Origin of the sequence: Streptomyces hiroshimensis (assembly GCF_014650335.1) — a bacterium.
Lineage (GTDB): Bacteria > Actinomycetota > Actinomycetes > Streptomycetales > Streptomycetaceae > Streptomyces > Streptomyces hiroshimensis.
Genome location: NZ_BMUT01000003.1, coordinates 330532 through 349389, shown reverse-complemented (window position 1 = coordinate 349389; position 18858 = coordinate 330532). Strand labels below are relative to the sequence as shown.

Genomic DNA, 18858 nt, shown 5'->3' with positions numbered 1-18858 from the left:
CGGGAGTCGGTGGGGGAGCGGCGTCATGCCCGGCCGCGGGAGAAGACCGCGCAGCGCAGCTCGCTGGTATGGCGCTGCCCGCCGACGTCCAGCCACAACTGGTCCGGTGAGGGCAGCATCTCGGTGAATTCGACCGCGGGTCCGGTGGCGGACCCGGTGGCGGATCCGCTGGTGGCCCCGGTGGCGGGCCCGGTCTTCCGGGCGAGCCGGAAGAGCTGCCGTACGAGCAGGGGCGACCTCCAGTCCACGTACACGGGCTTCGGCTCGCCCGGGATCTTCGCGAAGCCCGCCTCCGGCAGGCCGAGGTCGCGGCGGAGCCGGCGGCCCGCGGTGAACTCGGCGGCGTCCCCGTTCGCCCGGTGCACACCGGGGCTCCAGCCGCGGAAGGCCTGCGCGGGGATCCGCCAGCGCTCCCGGTGCAGGACGACGCGGCCGCAGCGGATCCTGGGCAGGTGGTCGTGGTCGGCGCCGCGCAGCCCGATGCCGCCGAAGTGGCGGGGGAAGGCGAACGGCGACAGCGGGTCCTGGCGGATGCTGGGCCCGCCGGCGAGCGGAGCGAGCAGCTTCAGCCGCTTCCCGGTGCCGTGGGCGCGCAGTTCGACCCGGCCGGCCCGCGCCGTGACGTACAGCTGCCGGGGCTGGAGCACCTGGTCCCGGCTCTTCGGGGACAGGCCGTAGACCTCCAGGTCGGGGCACGGGTGGAGGAGCTGGGCCCCGGTCTTGTCCGGGTGGGAACGGGCGAGGTCGACGAGTTCCTCGTCCTCGTCCAGGAGGCTCAGGTAGCGGGAGTGGACCTCGGCGAGCACCTCCGGCGCCTCGGCCTCGATCAGCGGGGCGAAGCTGGAGTGGGTCAGGACCTCCCGGACGGCGTGGCAGTCGCCGACGACGGCGAGGAAGTCCCCGCGGGCGATCGCCCCGGTGTCCGCGGCGGCGAGCATCACGTCGGGGTTGCACAGGGCGGGTGGCGCCGCCGGGTACCTGTCGATCAGCTCTTCGATGCGCTCGCGCTCCACCACCACCTCGTGCACCCCGTACGCGCTGTCGATGTCGCCCTGGTCGCCCTGGTCGTCCCGGAGCAGGAGGGCGGTGAACTCGCGGTCCAGGGCCGCGAGTTCCCGGTCGACGTCCTCGCACTCCCGCGCGAGGGCCGGCTTGTCGGCGTAGAAGGCGGCGTAGAAGTGCTGGAGGGGGACGGGCACGCCGGTCCCGAAGCGCGCTTCGACCCAGCGGCGGAGGATCTCCTGCTCGCGGCGGATCCGCAGGCGCGGCGCCAGAAGGGCCGTCTCGTAGACGAGGGACAGTTCGCGGCTGATGACGTCGGCGACGTCCCGGCCGAACCGCAGGCCCCCGACCGGGCTGTACGCCTCTTCGTAGAGGATGCTGCGGTCCGCGTAGTGCATGCCGTCGGCGCGGTTGGCCGCCGTCCCGGTGACCTTCTGGAAATCCTCCTTCATTGCGGTGAGCAGCGGTGCGCGCGCTTCGGCGGGAGCGTCCGCGAACTCCCTCAGCTGTGCCCGGAGCCGGTGGACCGTGGCCAGGTCGGACGACGCCCCTGCCGGACGCCCGGCTCCGGGTGAGGGCACACGCCGCAGGTGGCCTTCGAGTACGTGCAGCGGATCCGCCGAGCCGATGGGGATCTCCCAGCGGCCGACGAGCCAGTCCTTGCCGGTCAGGTCGTCGAGGGCGGCGTCGAATGCGTCGATTGCGCAGTCCGGTCCGGACGCACCGAAGTGCGCCGTCCACGCGGCGCGCAGCTGGGCGACCGTGTGCTCGCCGTCGCACCGCTCCCACAGCCACAACCGGCCCGGGTCGAGGGTGCCGGTGGTGACGGCGACGAAGCGCCAGTCGCCGGGCATGCCGGTGGTGGTCTCGAACGCGTACAGGGAGATGTCCGCGCCGTCGGCGAAGGCGAGGGGACGGCGCCGGGGCCGTACCTCCTCGGACACCTCCGGCCGTCGGCTGAACGTTTCGGCCAGTTTCTCCCCCGCCCAGTGGCTCAGGAACGCGGTCCGCCGCAGGGGGCCTTCGGTCCAGGAGACGCCGTCGGCGTCCGGGGCGAGGCGGGCCACGGACAGGGGGCCGAAGTGGGAGTGGGTCTCGTTCTTCGTGGCGACCCGCTGGAGATACATCGTCAGCAGGTCCGTCATGCGCCGGACGTGGCCGTCCGAACCGCCCGCGCCCCCGTCGATCCAGGCCTCGAACTCCGCGAAGCGCGCGTCGTTCGACAGCAGGAGGACCTGTTTCAGGGCCGGGTCGCGGAACAGTCCGGCGACGTGGCGCCGAGTGTCGGCGAGCCGGGTGATGACACCGTCCTCGAAGGCCCTCCACATGCGGTCCAGGAGCAGCGCCGCGGACTGGTAGCCCTCGACGGCCTCCATGGCCGGCGCGGGGAGGCACGCGCCGAGCTGCGCGAGGGCCTCCTCGCGAAAGGGACGCATCATCCCCACACCGGAGGCCAGATCGCCCTCGCGCCCGGCGCGCGCAGCCCTGAGCTCTGCCTTGACCTGCTGCGCGAGGCGGCACACCGCATCGTGGTGGGTGATGAGCGCGTCGGCCCCCTCCGCGGCGACGGGGTCGGTGAGCGGCTGCAGGAGAGAGACCGGAAATCCGGCGTGGCGCAGCAGCGCGACCGGGACGAGCGACCACGCCCGGACGTCCCGGTCGTCCTGGCCGTCCCGGTCGTCCTGGCCGGGCGGAGCACAGCCGCCTTCCCCGTACGGGGTAATGATCCTTTCGGTCCCGTTGCTGCCCAACTGGCGCCCCCTGGGTAACCATGCCGTAATTGAGCGGAAACGCCACCATAGTCAAAGCAATGGTGAGGCTTCAACGACATACGTGGATACGGCATCGGCTTCCGGCCATCCGAGCGTTCCATGGTGAACGTTGCCTGATGCACCGGCATGCCCTGGGGCTTGCAGCGCAACGCGTACGCCAGGTTCTCGCTGAGCGGAGCCTCAGCGACCGGAGAAGGCCGGAACTTCTCGGATGAAATCCAGCCTCGAAGCCATCCGCCGGGTCGGCGGAGCCGAGGCCGGCGACTGCACCCTCGTGGACGCCCTCGATCGCCCCACGGTCAGCGGGTGGCGAGGAGTTCGAGCGTGTCGATCGCGCGGTTCGAGAAGCCCCACTCGTTGTCGTACCAGGCGACCACCTTGACGTGGCGGCCGTCGATGCGGGTGAGGGCCGAGTCGAAGATCGCCGAGGCGGGGTTGCCGGTGATGTCGGACGATACGAGCGGGTCGTCCGAGTACTCGAGGATGCCTGCGAGCGGCCCCTGCGCTGCGGCGTGGTAGGCCGCCAGCACGTCGTCGCGTGTCACGTCGCGGGCGACGGTCGTGTTGAGTTCGACGATCGAGCCCACCGGCACCGGTACGCGGATCGAGTCGCCCGACAGCTTGCCGTCGAGGTTCGGCAGGACCAGGCCGATCGCCTTGGCGGCGCCGGTCGTGGTCGGCACGATGTTGACGCCGGCGGCCCGGGCGCGGCGGGCGTCGCGGTGCGGACCGTCCTGCAGGTTCTGCTCCTGCGTGTAGGCGTGCACCGTCGTCATGAACCCGTGTTCGATACCGGCGAGTTCGTCGAGGACGGCGGCCAGCGGCGCGAGCGCGTTGGTGGTGCAGGAGGCGTTCGAGACGATCGTGTGCGCGGCCGGGTCGTAGGCGTCGGTGTTGACCCCGAACGCGAGCGTGACGTCGGCGCCGTCCGACGGCGCGCTGACGAGTACCTTCTTCGCGCCCGCGTCGAGGTGGGCGCGGGCGGCCTTGGCGGAGGTGAAGCGGCCGGTGGCTTCCAGGACGATGTCGACGCCGAGTTCGGCCCACGGCAGCTGCGCCGGTTCGCGCTCGGCCAGCACCGTGATCCGGCGGCCGTCGACGACGAGGGCGTCCCCGTCGACGGTCACCGGGCGCCCGAGCCGGCCGGCCGTGCTGTCGTAGGCGAGCAGCCGGGCGAGAGTGGCGGGCTCGGTGAGGTCGTTGACGGCGACGATCTCGAGGGCGCTGTCGCGCTCCAGCAGTGCGCGCAGCACATTGCGTCCGATGCGGCCGAATCCGTTGATGGCGATGCGAGTCATGAGTGATGTCCTTTCCTTTTCCTTCGCCACCAGGGTCGCCCGCGGCCGGCGCCGCTGACAGTGGCGGGATCGCCACGGTTCAAAAGGATCCCGCCACGCGGTGCCGGGCGGGTTACTCGCCCCGGGTGAAGGGCAGTGCCGGGCGGGTTATTCGCCGCTGGTGAAGGTGCGCCGGTATTCGCTCGGTGTGGTGCCGAGGATGCGCTGGAAGTGCAGGCGCAGGTTCGCGCCGGTGCCGAGCCCGACGTCGGTGGCGATCTGTTCGACGCTGCGCTGCGAGCGCTCGAGCAGTTCGCGGGCCAGGTCGATGCGGGCGCGCATCACCCACTGCAGCGGCGTGTAGCCGGTCTCCTCGACGAAACGCCGGGAGAACGTGCGCGGCGAGACCCCCGCCTGCCGCGCCAGTATGTCGAGGGTGAGGGGCTCGCCGAGCCGGTGCAGCGCCCACTCGCGGGTGGCGGCGAACCGCTCCCCGAGCGGCTCGGGGACGCTGCGTGGCACGTACTGGGCCTGGCCGCCGCTGCGGTAGGGGGCGGCGACCAGGCGGCGGGCCGCGTGGTTGGACGCGGCCACTCCCAGGTCGCCGCGCAGGATGTGCAGGCACAGGTCGATGCCGGAGGCGGCGCCGGCCGAGGTGAGCACGCTGCCCTCGTCGACGAACAGCACGTTCTCATCGACCCGGACAAGCGGATGCCTGGCCATGAGTGCCCGCGTGTAGTGCCAGTGCGTCGTGGCGCGCCTGCCGTCGAGCAAGCCCGTGGCGGCGAGCGCGAAGGCGCCCGTCGAGATGGCGGCGAGCCGCGCGCCCCGGTCGTAGGCGGCGATCAGTGCGTCGACGACGTCCTGCGGTGGGTCGTCGCGGTCCGGGAACCGGTAGCCGGGGACGAAGACGATGTCGGCCCACGCAAGCGCCTCCAGGCCGTGGGCGACGCAGTACGCGAGGCCATCGCCGCCGGTCACGAGACCGGGCGCCGCCCCGCACACCCGCACCTCGTACGGCATGCTCGCGCGCGTCGTGAAAACCTGCGCGGGAATTCCGACATCGAGCGGCTTCGCACCCTCGAGCACAAGGACGGCAACGCGATGCGAGGGGGAGGCCGGCACGGGAATGAGCCTACGTGGTGTGCGAGTGGCTGGTGCCGTGAGGGTGGCCTGTGAGTTCGGCCTGGCACGTGCGTGGTCCGTACCGCGCGGCGCCTCCCGCGTACCGAGTCGCGACTCCTGCCGACAGATGTCCCACGGCTGCGCCCGGCCGGGATCGTCCGAAGAGCGACAGCGAACATGTCACGGCGGTCCCACCGCACAGTGCGCGCTCATCGCAACGCGCGGGGATCCGTCTCCCGTTCGGCGATCAGGCGATCAGCTGAGACATGTATCGGTCGCTTCCCTGAACGTGGCACCCGGTGAGCGTGGTTCGGCGTGACGAGCCGGTTTCAGGCGAACCACGGCCGGCCGAGCAGCCGTCAGCCCCGCGACAGCCGAACGGGGAGAAGGTGCCCGGGCGGACGATCCACCGATACGGACGGCTCAGCATCGTCTCCGATGTGGACCACGAATCGCCAACGGCCGTACCGAAGGCGTCGGATTTCGAGGACGGCAAGAAAGGGCTCAAGGACATCGAGCGTCTCGGGCTCGAAGCTCTCCGTCTGCGGCAGTCGGAGAGATTCGTCGCCGCCAAGACCGACCGGCCGAGGGCCGGCGAGCGCTGGGGCATGCCCGGCTGCACCACCGTGGTCCCCACTCCTACCGAGCGGGCGAGGGCCGTCGCGGAGGTCCAGCACGGGCTCGGGTGGCCGGCGAGCGTCTACCCGGACGCCGGAGTCAGCTTCAGCTACGACAGCCAGACCGTCACGCTGTCGACCCCGGCCGACCCCTCGGCGTCCGACCTGGAAGCGCTCTGGCGGGACCCCGCCATGGGAGCGCTCGGTTGGCCGCGTTCCGAGCGGCCTTGAGGAACGGCCGCGAACACACGGGCAGTCGGAGATGAGCCTGCGGGCACCACCGGTCTAATCTCTTGACGGGAGATAACCGACGTATCGGGAGTAAGCCATGGGCCTCATCCACATCGAGTTGTTCGCGACCCTCGACCTCGTCGGGCAGGCGCCCGGCGGCCCCGACGAGGACCCGGTGGGGTTCCCGTTCGGCGGCTGGCAGGCGCCCCTGCTGGACGAGGTCGCCGGGGCGCAGATCGGTGCCGCGTACGAAGGCACGGACGCCCTCCTGCTCGGCCGGCGGACGTACGACATCTTCGCCGCCTACTGGCCTCACCAGGAGGGCGGCCAGGACAACGAGATCGCCACGCTCTTCAACCGCGTCCCGAAGTACGTGGCCTCTCGCGGCCGGCCCGACCTCTCGTGGGCCGGGTCCACGCAGCTCGGCCCGGACCTCGCCGGCGCGGTGCGCGAAATCCGTGACCGGCACGAGCACGTGAAGGTCGTCGGGAGCCTGAACTTCGTGCAGACCCTCCTGCGCGAGAAGCTCTTCGACCGTCTCGACCTCTGGCTGCACCCCATCGTGCTCGGCGTCGGGAAGAGGGTGTTCGACAACGGCGCAGTGCCCACCAACGTCACGCTCCTCGCACCCCCGGCAGCCGGCCCGAAGGGCACCGTGTACCTGCGCTACGGGCTCGCCGACGGCACGCCCGCGACGGGGGACATGAGCGCACCTGATCGCGGTGCCGGAAGCGACGGCTGAGGCCAAGCTGCGCTCGGCGTGGCCCGGCTCTGCAACCTCGCTCTCGTCGGACGCCGTCAAACGCGGACGCTGTGTCCCGAGCCGGCTGCGAAGGTTCCGCCGGCCGGGATGGAGGCACCCGGACGGATCGGTGAAGGCGCGCCCACGGCCTTGCTGTAGACGGCGCCATGCGCGGACCGCCCGCATGGATGGCCGAGCGGCTCCAGAGCAACCCCACGACGCCAACTTTCAACCTATTCAGGTACTTGCCCCAATGATCGCCAGCTTGGGCGTTTTGCTTGGGCTAGGGTCGCTTGGCCTGGCCTGGGGACGGCCGGGGGGCTTGGGGGTGGGGATGGAGCTGCAGCGTTGGCTCGGGCAGGCCGTGGGGGCATTTCATGCATGGACTCGGGAGTATGAGGAGTTCGCGGCCCATCCCGCCATGGCGGTGGACGAGGGTGCCTGCGCCTCGGCGGTCGCAGAGTTGAGCGTTCGTCTGCGCGGCAGCTATCCGTTCTTCCACCCTTGCTACGCCGGGCAGATGCTCAAGCCGCCGCACCCTGTCGCTGTCGTGGGCTATCTGGCCGCCATGCTCGTCAACTCCAACAACCATGCGCTGGACGGCGGTCCGGCCACCTCGGTCATGGAGGAGGAGGTGGTCGAGCAGCTCGCGGCCATGTTCGGCATGCGGACGCACTTGGGGCATCTCACCAGCGGTGGCACCCTGGCGAACCTGGAGGCCCTGTTCGTCGCCCGTGAGAGTCATCCCGGCCGGGGCATCGCCGTCAGCGCCGAAGCTCACTACACCCATGCCCGGATGAGCCACCTGCTCGGCATGCGGGTGCACACGGTGCCGGTTGACGTCTACGGGCGCATGGATTCAGGCGCGTTGGGGCATCTGCTGGCCACCGGGGACATCGGAACGGTCGTCGCCACCACGGGAACCACGGCGCTGGGAGCCGTCGATCCCCTGCACCTGATCGTGCCGTTGGCCCGACGGCATGGTGTGCGCGTCCATGTAGACGCCGCTTACGGTGGTTTCTTCACGCTCCTCGCCGACGAGGGACACCGGGGTGCCTTGGTGGCAGGGGATCCCTGGCGGGCCATCGCCCACTGCGATTCGGTGGTGATCGACCCGCACAAGCACGGCTTGCAGCCGTACGGCTGTGGGGCGGTGCTTTTCAGCGACCCGGCTGTCGCCCGTTTCTACCAGCACGACTCCCCGTACACCTACTTCACGTCCCAGCGGCCGCACCTCGGGGAAATCAGTCTGGAGTGTTCCCGTTCCGGTGCCTCCGCGGCCGCCCTGTGGCTGACTCTCAAGCTGCTGCCACTGACACGCCAGGGGCTCGGCGCCGTCCTCGCGGCCGGGCGCCGGGCCGCACTGCGCTGGGCGGAGCTGATCGACGAATCGCCCGTGCTGGAGCTGTACCAGCCGCCCGAGCTCGACATCGTCACCTACCACCCGCGTACCGCACCCGCCGTGCTGTCCCGGATCGGCGTGGCCAGCAACGATGTGATGCAGCGGGGCATGACCGCCAAGGAAGACCCCGTCTTCCTCAGCGTCGCCCGCATCGGAGCCGCCGACTTCACCGCCCGTCACACGGAAGTCACCGCGGACCGCGATCACACCCACATCCTGCGCAGTGTGCTGATGAAACCGGAGAGCGAGCTCTACCTGGAGCGGTTGCACTCCCGCGTGGAGAACCTGGCACGAGCATCGATCCGACACGCATGAAGGAATGGGCGATGAGTACCGAACCCCATGTACGCCCGTCCACGACAGCTGCGGTTCTCCCCGAGGACTCGCGGATTCCCCGGTCACGGTCACAGCCTGACAGCGGCGCGACAGCCGAGTACGACCGGTATTTCCACATCCTCAGGACTCCACCGGACCTGGGCGCGTGGACCAGGAGCTGCCTGGACCTCCAGGAGGAAGTCCTCGCCGACCTTACGCACTCGTCGAGCCTTGACGACGGTCAACGGGCCGACATCCTCACCGGGCTGCTGCACACGTCCTCCGCAACGCTCACATCCTGGCTGCGTGCCGCTCCAGGGCCGGTCCCGGACCGGCACGAGCCGTTCACGGGGACCCGTCCGTGGCCCGGGCAGCCGGGGGAGGAGCAGGGCGGCGCACTGCGCCGCTGGAAACTCGGCCATCAGCTCCTTCATGTGCTGCTGGCCACCATGAACACCGTCCTGGACGAGACGCTGGACGCCGCGCAAGGCACCCGGTGGCCTTCTTTGGTCCGAGGCATGGAGCAATTACGGGTGTTGTACGACGCGGCCACCGCCGCCATGGCCTATGCCTCGGACTTCCCGCCCGCCGCCTACCAGGACGAGATCCGTCCGAGCATGCAGCCTCCCTTCGTCGGGCCCGGGTTCTCGGGCGTCTTCAACCGGGAACACCGCGCGATGACGATCGGCATGCACCGTCTCAGGCGGGCAGTGAAAGACCTGCCGCAGGGGACCGGCCCCGTCGACGAGATCCGCCACGCGGCTCTCTCCCTCGACGCAGCCCAAAGCCGAAATCACAGCAGCCACGTCAAGATCTGCGAGCGCTGCGTGCCCTCCGGCACCTCACTGCTGAGGCACCATCTCGCGCAGAGCTCTCCCCGGGAGGAACCGCTGTGCGACAGCTGACCGAGTTCCGGAGCGACGTTTCCCGGGCCGCCGGGGACATCGAGGGTATCGACGGGCAGGCGGGACTGCGTCTGCTGGCCGAGTCGGTCGGCGAGGTCGTGTGGCTGGACCACTGTCCTTTCCTGAGCGCGTCGTTCCAGCCGGCACCGGCCTGGCTGAGACATGAGCCGGTCTCCGCGTTCCAGCCGCTGCCCGTTCCCCCGCCCGGTCATCGGCCGCCCCCCTCCGACCGGCGCCGGCTGTGTGTGTCCTTCGCCCCCGAACACGGCGCCAACGCCCGCACCTGGGCGCGCACGTACGGATACCGACTGCTCGCCCCGGACCCCGGTGTCACGGCCTGGGCCGCGGACAAGATCCATGCCGTCAAGCTGTTCGCGCTGGCGGGCGTACCCACGCCGCCGTCACGGGTCGTCCCCGCAACGGATCGGGCACCCGCCGAAACGTACTGGAACGACCGCTGGCCGCAGGCGGTGGCCCAACGGAGAGAGAACAACCTCATCGGCCACGGGACCGTCCTCGTCGACTCCCCATCGAGCCTCCGGTCCTGCCTGGACACCTGGCCGGACGAGCCGGTCAAGCTCAGTCGTTACGCTCCCGGAATCTCCTTGACCGTCACCGCCTGCGCAGGGCCGGACCGCACCGTTGTCTCGGCGGTCTCCCACCAGCTGGTAGGCCTTCCGGAACTGGCCGCTGGCTGGGGCACCCACTGCGGCAACCAGCTCGTACACCCCGACGATCTGCCCGCGGGCCTGTACGGACAGGCCCGCGAGGCCGCCCACCGCGTGGGCGAGGTGCTCCGCGGACGCGGCTTCCGCGGCGTCTTCGGCCTGGACCTCGTCGAAGACGCCGGCCGGCTGATGGCCGTCGAGGTCAATCCCCGCTTCCAGACCGTCGTCTCCCTCGTCCAGGCCGTCGAGCGCAGCGCTGGACTCCTGCCGACCCTGGGGCTGCACATCCTGTCCTTCCTGCTCCCGGCCCTTCCCGATCCGGTGGCACGGGGCCTCCCTCCGGGCCCGCACCCCAGCCAGCTCGTGGTGCACAGCGCCAGGGAGAGCACCGTGCTCGACCTCGCCTCCCCGGGGCGCTACCGGAGAGCCGGCCACGGGGTGACCGGCCCTCTCCCCGCCGGTGCCGGCATCGGCGACGACGAAGCCCTGTGGTGGCGCATCGCCCACCCCGGACCCGTCAGTGCCGGTCAAGAGCTGGCGCTCGTTCAGTTCGGCCGGCCCGTTGCGGCCCTCGAACCACGCCCGCACCCGTTCCCGGACGCGATGGCGTGGATCGCCGCGTTCCTCCAGCGGTCCCGGATCGGCACCGAAAGTCTTCCCGGCCTCCCTGCCCAGGGCCAGCCGCAGGCGCCATCAGCAGCCGCGCCACCGGCAGCCGGACTGCCGCCCCTGCGGTTGGACGACCAACGGATGCGCGAAGCCGGCCACCACACCATCGAACTGATCATCAACCGGCTCACCACGGCCGGTGACCGGCCGCCCCTCCACGTGCCCTCACCCGACACCCTCCGGGCCACCCTGGACGAGGCCCTTCCCGAGCACGGCACCTCGGACCTGCCCGCTCTTCTCGACCATGTCACCCACCAGGCACTCGGCGAGGCGACCCGCCTGGATCACCCGCGCTGCTTCGCCTTCGTCCCCTCGACCGGCAACTTCCCGGCCGTACTGGCCGACGCCCTCGCCGCCGCCCACCTCTCGGTCCCCGGGGCCTGGCTCGTCGGCGCCGGGCCCACCCAGCTCGAACTCACCACTCTCGGCTGGCTCAAGGCACTGCTCGGCCTGCCCGACGGCCACGGCGGCCTGCTTGTCAGCGGCGGATCCCTGGCCAATCTCACCGCTCTGGCCGTCGCCCGCGACCACCACCTGGGCGACGACTGCGACCGGGCCCGTCTGTACTGCTCCACCCAGGCCCACCCGTCCGTCCCGCGCGCGGCGCACCTGCTGGGTCTCACCCGCGGCCGGCTCTCCGCCGTCCCCGCCGATGAGGGCCTGCGTCTGGACGCCCCGGCCGTCGCGGGGCGGATCACCCGGGACCGGGACGAGGGCCTGCGCCCCTTCGCCGTGGTCGCCACCCTCGGCACCACGGGGACCGGCGCCATCGACCCCCTCGACGACCTCGCCGACCTGTGCGAGCAGGAGGGGCTGTGGCTCCACGTAGACGGCGCCCACGGCGCTGCGGCCGCCGCCACCCCCCGCGGCCGGCATCTGCGCAGCGCCCTGCGGCGGGCCGACTCCCTCACCATCGACCCGCACAAGTGGCTCTTCCAGCCCTACGAGACCGGCTGCGTCCTGCTCCGCCGCCCCGAGCTGCTGCCCGCCACCTTCGCACTGGGACGCCACGCCCTGGACACCGGTTACCTCGAGCCGACCGAATCCCGAGGCGATCAGGTCAACCTCTCCGACTACGGGCCCCAGCAGAGCCGCGGCCTGCGGGCCCTGAAGCTGTGGCTCTCGCTCAAGACCTTCGGCGCCCAGGCGTTCCGGCAGGCCATCGAGCACGGCATGGACCTGGCCGAACACGCTGCCGCGCTCATCGCCGCCCACCCCGATCTGAGGCTGGTCACCGCGCCCAGCCTCGCCATCCTCACCTTTCGCTACCACCCGGCCGACGCGCCGGCCGACTGGGACGCCGACTCCGCCCAGGAACGCGTCAGCCGCGACATCTGCGCGGACGGTCAGGCCCTGATCCTGACGACCCGAGTGCACGGTGCCACCGTCCTGCGGATGTGCACCATCAACCCCACCAGCACCCGTGCGGACGTGGCGGCCGTCCTGGAACTGGTCGCTCAGCAGGGCCGTAAGTCCTGACGAGGAACCGCCGCCCTGCCGTGGTCAGGAGAACACCAGCGCTGACGGCCCCTCGATCAGCCTCACCCCGCCGCTTCCGCACTTCAACGGATCGACCGTGAGCTGAACGCCGGGAGAGGCCACCCTCCTGCCCGTGAACCTGCCGGACGTCACCTTGCCCGCGACTAGCACCACGGCCTCACCGGCGGGCTGCGGCACGACCCCCACGTCGTACACCACCGTGCTCTGCTCCCCGGTGTTCCACGTGATCCGCTCCTCCGTGACCGAATGGGACAACAGGCAGCTGTTCTCCCCTCCACCCTTGATCACGGACTTCGCCGCCGTCACCGAAGGATCCGTCGATACGCAGCGGTAGTCACCGTGGCCCGTGATCCGTGTGGGCTTCGCCGAGAAAGTCAATCCCGGTGAGAACGCGATGGAGTTGCTTCCCGCACAGTTGAGGACGGCGTCCGCTCTCTCCCCGGAATGCGCGGATGCGGGAAGCGCCACCGGACCCGCCGCCACCAGAACCACGGCCACGGCCATGCCCGCGCACCCCCACGCCCTGCCCCACCGATACCCCATGCCCATCCACTCCCCGTCCCGCTCCCGATCGCGACCGGCCACTGACGACGGCAGAATTCTGCAGCTCCCGGCCTGCTCCCGAGGGGCGATCGGCGACGAGGGGCGAAGCTGACGCAGCGTCCGCGCACAAGCGGCGCGAGAGATCACCCGCACGCCGTGTCCTTCGTTCGTCCCCATCACCGAGGACGTGCACTACAGGGAGTGATCTCCTCCAGCAGGACGCGCTGCTCGGCAGCAGCCAGGAGCTGCGCGTGGTGGTAGGCGGTGGTCTCCACAGGCAAACCCTCTCCCGCGGTCCTCACCCGGACGGCCGCGAAAAGTCTCCCCCGGTGCGGCGACTCGCACCTGCCCCGGCGCGTCATCGTCTGGCGGACCTGATCGACCACGGGGAAAATGGTGATCATGAGTCCTCTCGGGGGCGCGAGCTCTCCAGGCGCGATGCGGAGATGAATGCAGGGGTGAAGCTCTTCGGTGGTCCGGTCGAGTCCGCTGCGCCGCTCGCGCCTGGCCCCGGCGCGGGCGAGAAGGGGCTCAAGGCCGGCGCCCTGGGACTGTTCTCCTCGGTTGCCATGGGCCTGTCCTCCACCGCTCCGGCGTACAGCCTGGCGGCGACGCTCGGCCTGATCGTCGCGGGGGTCGGTCTTCAGGCGCCGATCGTGACGATGCTGGCCTTCGTCCCGATGCTGCTGATCGCGTACGCCTACCGGGAGCTCAACGCGGGCGACGCCGACTGCGGGACCACCTTCACCTGGGCCTCCCGCGCCTTCGGCCCGCGCGTCGGCTGGATGGGCGGCTGGGGCATCATCGTCGCCGACGTCATCGCCATGGCGAACCTCGCGGAGATCGCCGGCATCTACGGCTTCCGGCTGCTGGGGTTCGACTCGCTCGCCGAGGACCGGCTGTGGACCACCGTCGCGGGGGTCACCTGGATCGCCGTGACGACCGCGGTCTGCTACGTGGGCATCGAGGTGTCGGCGGCCCTCCAGCGCTGGCTGGTGTGCGCCGAGGTGGCGGTGCTGGCCCTGTTCGCGGTGACCGCCCTGGTCAGGGTGTACACCGACGGGCCGCCGACCGCGATCCACGTCTCCGCCTCCTGGTTCAACCCCCTCCATGTGCCGTCGGCCAAGGAGCTGACCGCGGGCCTCCTCGCCGCGGTCTTCATCTACTGGGGCTGGGACACCGCCGTCGCGGTCAACGAGGAGACCGCCGACAGCAGGCACACCCCCGGACGCGCGGCGGTCGTCTCCACCGTGCTCCTGCTGGGCATCTACGCCCTGGTGGCGACGTCGGCGCAGGCGTTCGCCGGGATCGGCACCGAGGGCACCGGTCTGGGCAACACGGCCAACTCCGGGGACGTGCTCTCCGGCCTGGGCGGTGCTGTCTTCGGCACTACGGGCCCCGGCTGGTTCCTCACCAAGCTGCTCATCTTCACGGTGCTGACCTCGGCGGTCGCGTCCACCCAGACCACCATCCTGCCGCTGGCCCGCACCGTCTTCTCCATGGCGGCCCACAAGGCCGTCCCCTCGCGCTTCGCCCGGGTGCACCGCAGGTTCCTCACCCCGACCTGGTCGACCGTCGGCATGGGCCTGGTCTCCATCGGCTTCCTCGTCCTCCTGACCGTGATCAGCCACGATGTACTGGCCGACTCCATCAGCGCGGTCGGCCTCGCGATCGCCTTCTACTACGGCCTCACCGGCTTCGCCTGCGTCTGGTGCTACCGGGGGCTGCTTACGCGCAGCCCCCGGGACCTTCTGTTCAAGGGGGTGCTTCCGGGGCTGGGCGGGCTCCTGATGCTCAGCCTGTTCTGCTACGCCGCCTTCGTCGTCTACGCCGCCCCGGACTACGGCTCGACCTCCTTCGACCTGCCGCTCCTCGGGCGGACCGGCGGGGTGAGCGTCGTGGGCCTGGGCGCCCTGCTGGTCGGTGTCGTCCTGATGCTGGTCATCACGCGGGAACACACCGCCGCCCTCAAACTGCAACGCGATCTGCTGCCCCACCACCTGCCGTCGCTGACCGGGGTCGAGGCGGCCGGCCGCTACGTGCCCGCCGACAGCCGCTCCGGGGTGGGCGGCGACTGGTTCGACGTCATCCCGCTGTCGAGCTCCCGGGTCGGCCTGGTGGTCGGGGACGTGCGCGGCCACGGGCTGCGCGCCGCCGCCACCATGGGCCGGCTGCGGACGAGCGTACGCGTCCTGGCCCGGCTCGACCTCGCCCCGGACGAGCTGCTCGCGCGCCTGGACGACGTGGTCGGACGGACCGCCGAGGAGCGCATCGCCGAGGAGCGGGCGCACGGCCGCGGCGGGGGTACGCCGGGGGCCGGCGGCGACGAGGCCCTGGGGGTCACCTGCCTGTACGCCGTCTACGACCCGGTGTCCGGGCGGTGCAGCATGGCGCGCGCGGGCCACTCGCCGCCCGCCGTCGTCGACCCCGCCCGCGGTGCCGTCAGCCGCCCGGGGCTCCCGGAGGGCCCGCCCCTGGGCCTGGGCGGTGCAGCCTTCCAGAGTGTGGAACTCCAGCTGCCCGCCGGCAGCCTGCTCGCCCTGTTCACCGACGGTCTCGTCCAGGCCCCGGGCCACGACACCGAGACGGGGCTCGGCCTGCTCACCGGCGTCCTCACCGAGTGCCGGCGCCCCCTGGAGGAGCTCTGCGACCGTACCGTGGCCGAGCTGCTGACCGGCCCGGTGGACGACGACGCGGCCCTGCTCCTGGTCCGTACCCGGATGCTCGGCGAGCACCAGGTGGCGGTCTGGGAGCTGGACGCCGACCCCGCGAGCGTCGCGCGGGCCCGGTCCGTCACCAGTGGGCAGCTGGGCGAGTGGGGGCTCGACGACCTGTCGTTCACGACCGAGCTGATCGTCAGCGAGCTGGTCACCAACGCCGTCCGCTACGCCTCCGGCGGACCGGTCCACGTCCGGCTGATCCGCGACCGCAGCCTCGTCTGCGAGGTCGCCGACACCGGCCACACCTCGCCGCACCTGCGCCACGCCGCCGCCGACGACGAGGGGGGCCGGGGCCTGTTCATCGTCGCCCAGCTCACCCAGCGGTGGGGCACCCGCTACACCCCCACCGGCAAGACCATCTGGACCGAGCAGCCCTTGCCGACTGCGGAGTGAGCCCCCGGCAGCGAGCCCCGCACCGGATACCCTGAGCCCTTTGTGCTGGTGGGAGGCATAGGGCAGATGGAATTCCGGTTGCTCGGAGCGGTGTCGGTCGTCACCGAGGCCGGTGAGCTGCCGCTCGGCCCCGTCAAGCGGCGCAGCCTGCTGGCCGCCCTGCTCCTGCGCCCCAACTGTCCGGTGCTGATCGATCAGCTGACGGCCGCTCTGTGGGAAGAAGAGCCGCCGCCGAGCGCCCGCGGCGTCATTCAGGGCCATGTATCACGGCTGCGGACCCTGCTGAACGGTGCCGACGCCGGAGCGTACGGGGTCGAATTGATCACCCAGGGCGCGACGTACGTCCTGCGGATGCCGCGAGAGCGGCTCGATGCGCACCGATTCGAGGAAACGGTGGCCCGGGCCCGTAGCCGGTGCGGCCCCGCCGAGGCCGTGGCGATGTACCGGGAGGCCCTGTCGCTGTGGCGGGGTCCCGCGCTGGCCGACGCCCATCCGAGCCCACCGATCCGGGCCGCCGCGCACGCATTGGAGGAGCTCCGGCTGGCTTCGGTGGAACAACTGGCCGCAGGATACATACAGTTGGGGGAGTACGCCCGGGCCGCTGCCGTCCTGCAGACCGAGGCCTTCGCCCATCCGCTGCGCGAATCGCTGTCCGTCGCTCTCATGGGGGCGCTCCAGAGGGCGGGCCGCCGCTCGGAGGCGCTCGACTGGTTCCATCGCACCCGGCGGTTGCTCGCCGACGAACTGGGCGTGGACCCGGGCCGGGAACTGGCGAACGCCTACGCCTCGGCCTTGTGCGGCGGGGAAGGAAGGGAAGGAGGGGAAGGAAGGGAAGGAGAGGTGGCGAAGGCCACCGCAGGGGACATGGCGAAGGCCGCCGCCGCGGTTCCGGCTCCGTGCCCGGCCCCCCCGACGCCCGCCCCGCCTCCTGCCCCCGTACCGGCTGCCGTTCCCCATACCGGTGCGCCCGATCTGCTGCCGCGCGTGCCGCGCGGCTTCCATGGGCGGGCGGCGGAGCTCGCCGCCCTGTCCCGGGCCGCCGCGGGCGAGGGGCCCGTCTGTCTGGTCACCGGGCCTGCCGGGGTCGGGAAGACGGCCCTCGTGCTGCACTGGGCACACCACGGCCGTGCCGGTTTCCCGGACGGGCTGCTCTACGCCGATCTGCGCGGTTTCGGCGACACGGGCGAGCCGGCCCTCATCGAGGTGCTGCGCGAGTTCCTGCCGGCGCTCGGTGTCGCGCCGAGCCGGATTCCGGAGTCGGCGAACGGCGCGGCCGCGCTCTTCCGGTCGCTCGCCACCGACCGCCGGCTCCTCGTCGTGCTCGACAACGCGCGTGACTCCGAGCAGGTCAGGCCGCTCCTGCCGGGCGGTCCCCGCTGCGTCACCGTCGTCACCAGCAGGCACCGGCTGCCGGGGCTGATCGTCACCGACGCCGCCCGGCCCGTTCCCGTGGACGTGCTCGGTCCGGAGGACGGCACGCAGCTCCTGGCCGGGGCGCTCGGCACGGAACGGGTGCTCGCGGAGCCGGTGGCCGCGCGACGGCTGGCCGAGCTGTGCGGCGGGCTGCCGCTCGCGCTCCGGGTGGCCGCAGCCAGGCTGGCGCAGCAGCCCGGCTGGTCGCTGGGCGCGATGACCGCCGAGCTGTCCGACGAAACGCGCCGCCTGAGCCTGCTGGACGTGGAGGACACCGGCGTGCGGGCGGCGCTGCGCCTGACGCTGCAACAGCTCCCCGGGCCTGTCTCCCGTCAGTTCGCCCATCTCGGCCGCCACCCCGGCACGCACCTCGACCGGTACGCGGCGGCGGCCCTGGCGGGCACGGCCCCGGCAGCCGCCGAGACCGCCCTGGAGCGGCTGGCCGCCGCTCACCTCGTCACGGAGACGGCGCCCGGCCGCTGGACGCTGCACGATCTCGTACGGCTCTACGCGCGTGGCCTGGACGCCGGGCCCGATGCGCTCAAGCGCGTGCTCGACCACTACATCGCCACGGCCCTCGCGGCCGTGGCGGCGGCCGAGCCCGGCAACGAGGAGTGCTTCCCGCTGCCGGCGGACTTCCTGCCGCCCGCCGCCGTACGGGAGTTCGGCGACCGCTCCGCCGCCGTGGCCTGGTACGCGGCCGAGAGGGACGACCTCACGCTGGCGGTGGCCGCGGCGCGCGCCGCCGGACTGCACGGCCGGACCTGGCGGATCGTCCTGACACTGTGGCCGCTGATCGTATGGCGCGTGCGGGACGGCTGGGTCCCGCTTCTGGAGACCGGGCTGGAGGCGGCACGGGCCGACGCCGATCAGCACGGCGAGTCGCGGGTGCTGAACGTGCTCGGCTGGGTGCTGATCGAGGAAGGGCGCATCGCGGAGGCGCTGACTCGCCTGCAGGCCGCCTCCGTGCTCGCCTCCCGGGCGGGCGACCTGGTCGCCGAGGCGAACGCGCTGATCGTCCTGGCCGTGGCGCAAGCGGCGCTCGGCGGCCCGGACGAGGCTGCGGAGGGATGCGAGCGGGCGGTGGAGCTGGCGCGCGAGGCCGGTGACCGGACCATCGAGAGGCTGGCCATGCAGCACCTCGCCCGGCACCGAGTCGACGCCGGGGAATGGCGCCCGGCCCTCGACACGGCGACCGAGGCCCTCGCCTTCGACGATCGACCGGGCACGGTCGACGTGCCCCGGATACTGCTGCTCATGGCGAGGGGAGAGGCGCTGCTGGGGCTCGGGGACGAGGCCGAGGGCATCCGGCAGCTCGACCTGGCGGCCCGGGAGGCGGAGTCGTCCGGCTACGAGGACGGCGCGGTACGGGCGCTCGGTGCGCTGCTGCGGGTGTCGGCGGACGAGGGGTTCCGGGCCCGGTACGACACGGCGCTGGGGCGGCTGACGGCTCGTCCGTGACCCGTGCGCCGCCCGACGTGAGCGGGACAACAGCCGCACGTGAGCGGGACATCAGCGGGCCCGGCAAGGATGAGCACGTCGCGGGAACGTACCGCGAGATCCA

The 18858-nt window shown here is 71.8% G+C and carries 11 protein-coding genes; 7 read left to right on the top strand and 4 right to left on the bottom strand.

The annotated features are described in order from the left end of the window. Nucleotides 1-23: 23 nt before the first annotated feature. From IE241_RS09975 to IE241_RS09965, 3 genes are all read right to left on the bottom strand, one after another. Complete coding sequence (locus IE241_RS09975) at nt 24-2753, bottom strand: lantibiotic dehydratase (RefSeq protein WP_190021318.1); 2730 nt, start codon at nt 2751-2753, stop codon at nt 24-26. A 320-nt stretch (nt 2754-3073) separates the two neighbouring features. Continuing rightward, nucleotides 3074-4072, bottom strand: a complete 999-nt coding sequence (gene gap / locus IE241_RS09970) for a type I glyceraldehyde-3-phosphate dehydrogenase (RefSeq protein ID WP_190021317.1) — start codon at nt 4070-4072, stop codon at nt 3074-3076. A gap of 147 nt (nt 4073-4219) precedes the next feature. Then, nucleotides 4220-5176, bottom strand: a complete 957-nt coding sequence (locus IE241_RS09965; protein WP_190021316.1) for a GlxA family transcriptional regulator — start codon at nt 5174-5176, stop codon at nt 4220-4222. Between the two features lie 440 nt (nt 5177-5616). On the opposite strand from IE241_RS09965, the gene IE241_RS09960 reads away from it, so the two are divergent. The 5 genes from IE241_RS09960 (at nt 5617) to IE241_RS09940 (ending at nt 12204) form a co-directional block, all read left to right on the top strand. Next, nucleotides 5617-6024 (top strand): hypothetical protein, encoded by a 408-nt coding sequence (locus IE241_RS09960; protein WP_190021315.1) that lies wholly within the window; start codon nt 5617-5619, stop codon nt 6022-6024. Between the two features lie 97 nt (nt 6025-6121). After that, the gene (locus tag IE241_RS09955) at nt 6122-6766 is read left to right on the top strand and encodes a dihydrofolate reductase family protein (RefSeq protein WP_190021314.1); all 645 of its coding nucleotides are present in this window, start codon (nt 6122-6124) and stop codon (nt 6764-6766) included. Between the two features lie 334 nt (nt 6767-7100). Next, the gene (locus IE241_RS09950; protein WP_190021313.1) at nt 7101-8483 is read left to right on the top strand and encodes a pyridoxal phosphate-dependent decarboxylase family protein; all 1383 of its coding nucleotides are present in this window, start codon (nt 7101-7103) and stop codon (nt 8481-8483) included. Between the two features lie 11 nt (nt 8484-8494). Further along, nucleotides 8495-9388 (top strand): 3-methyl-L-tyrosine peroxygenase-related protein, encoded by an 894-nt coding sequence (locus IE241_RS09945; RefSeq protein ID WP_190021312.1) that lies wholly within the window; start codon nt 8495-8497, stop codon nt 9386-9388. Then, nucleotides 9376-12204 carry a pyridoxal-dependent decarboxylase gene (locus IE241_RS09940; protein ID WP_190021311.1) on the top strand — a complete coding sequence of 943 codons (2829 nt, stop codon included), beginning with the start codon at nt 9376-9378 and terminating at the stop codon, nt 12202-12204. The genes IE241_RS09945 and IE241_RS09940 overlap by 13 nt, the downstream gene beginning before the upstream one ends. Before the next feature lie 24 nt (nt 12205-12228). Here the strand turns inward: IE241_RS09940 and IE241_RS09935 are convergent, their stop codons facing one another. Continuing rightward, nucleotides 12229-12729, bottom strand: a complete 501-nt coding sequence (locus tag IE241_RS09935) for a hypothetical protein (protein WP_190021310.1) — start codon at nt 12727-12729, stop codon at nt 12229-12231. A 485-nt stretch (nt 12730-13214) separates the two neighbouring features. On the opposite strand from IE241_RS09935, the gene IE241_RS09930 reads away from it, so the two are divergent. Continuing rightward, nucleotides 13215-15881 carry a SpoIIE family protein phosphatase gene (locus tag IE241_RS09930; protein ID WP_229899034.1) on the top strand — a complete coding sequence of 889 codons (2667 nt, stop codon included), beginning with the start codon at nt 13215-13217 and terminating at the stop codon, nt 15879-15881. 66 nt (nt 15882-15947) lie between these two features. Then, on the top strand, nt 15948-18755 hold the full coding sequence (locus IE241_RS09925) for an AfsR/SARP family transcriptional regulator (RefSeq protein WP_190021309.1): 2808 nt from the start codon (nt 15948-15950) through the stop codon (nt 18753-18755). Nucleotides 18756-18858 lie beyond the last annotated feature (103 nt).

Excerpts from the sequence above, each read along its gene's own strand:
- gap (WP_190021317.1), bottom strand. The coding sequence starts at position 4,072 with ATGACTCGCATCGCCATCAACGGATTCGGCCGCATCGGACGCAATGTG.
- IE241_RS09955 (WP_190021314.1), top strand. The coding sequence starts at position 6,122 with ATGGGCCTCATCCACATCGAGTTGTTCGCGACCCTCGACCTCGTCGGG.
- IE241_RS09950 (WP_190021313.1), top strand. The coding sequence starts at position 7,101 with ATGGAGCTGCAGCGTTGGCTCGGGCAGGCCGTGGGGGCATTTCATGCA.
- IE241_RS09925 (WP_190021309.1), top strand. The coding sequence starts at position 15,948 with ATGGAATTCCGGTTGCTCGGAGCGGTGTCGGTCGTCACCGAGGCCGGT.
- IE241_RS09945 (WP_190021312.1), top strand. The coding sequence starts at position 8,495 with ATGAGTACCGAACCCCATGTACGCCCGTCCACGACAGCTGCGGTTCTC.
- IE241_RS09930 (WP_229899034.1), top strand. The coding sequence starts at position 13,215 with ATGAATGCAGGGGTGAAGCTCTTCGGTGGTCCGGTCGAGTCCGCTGCG.
- IE241_RS09935 (WP_190021310.1), bottom strand. The coding sequence starts at position 12,729 with ATGGCCGTGGCCGTGGTTCTGGTGGCGGCGGGTCCGGTGGCGCTTCCC.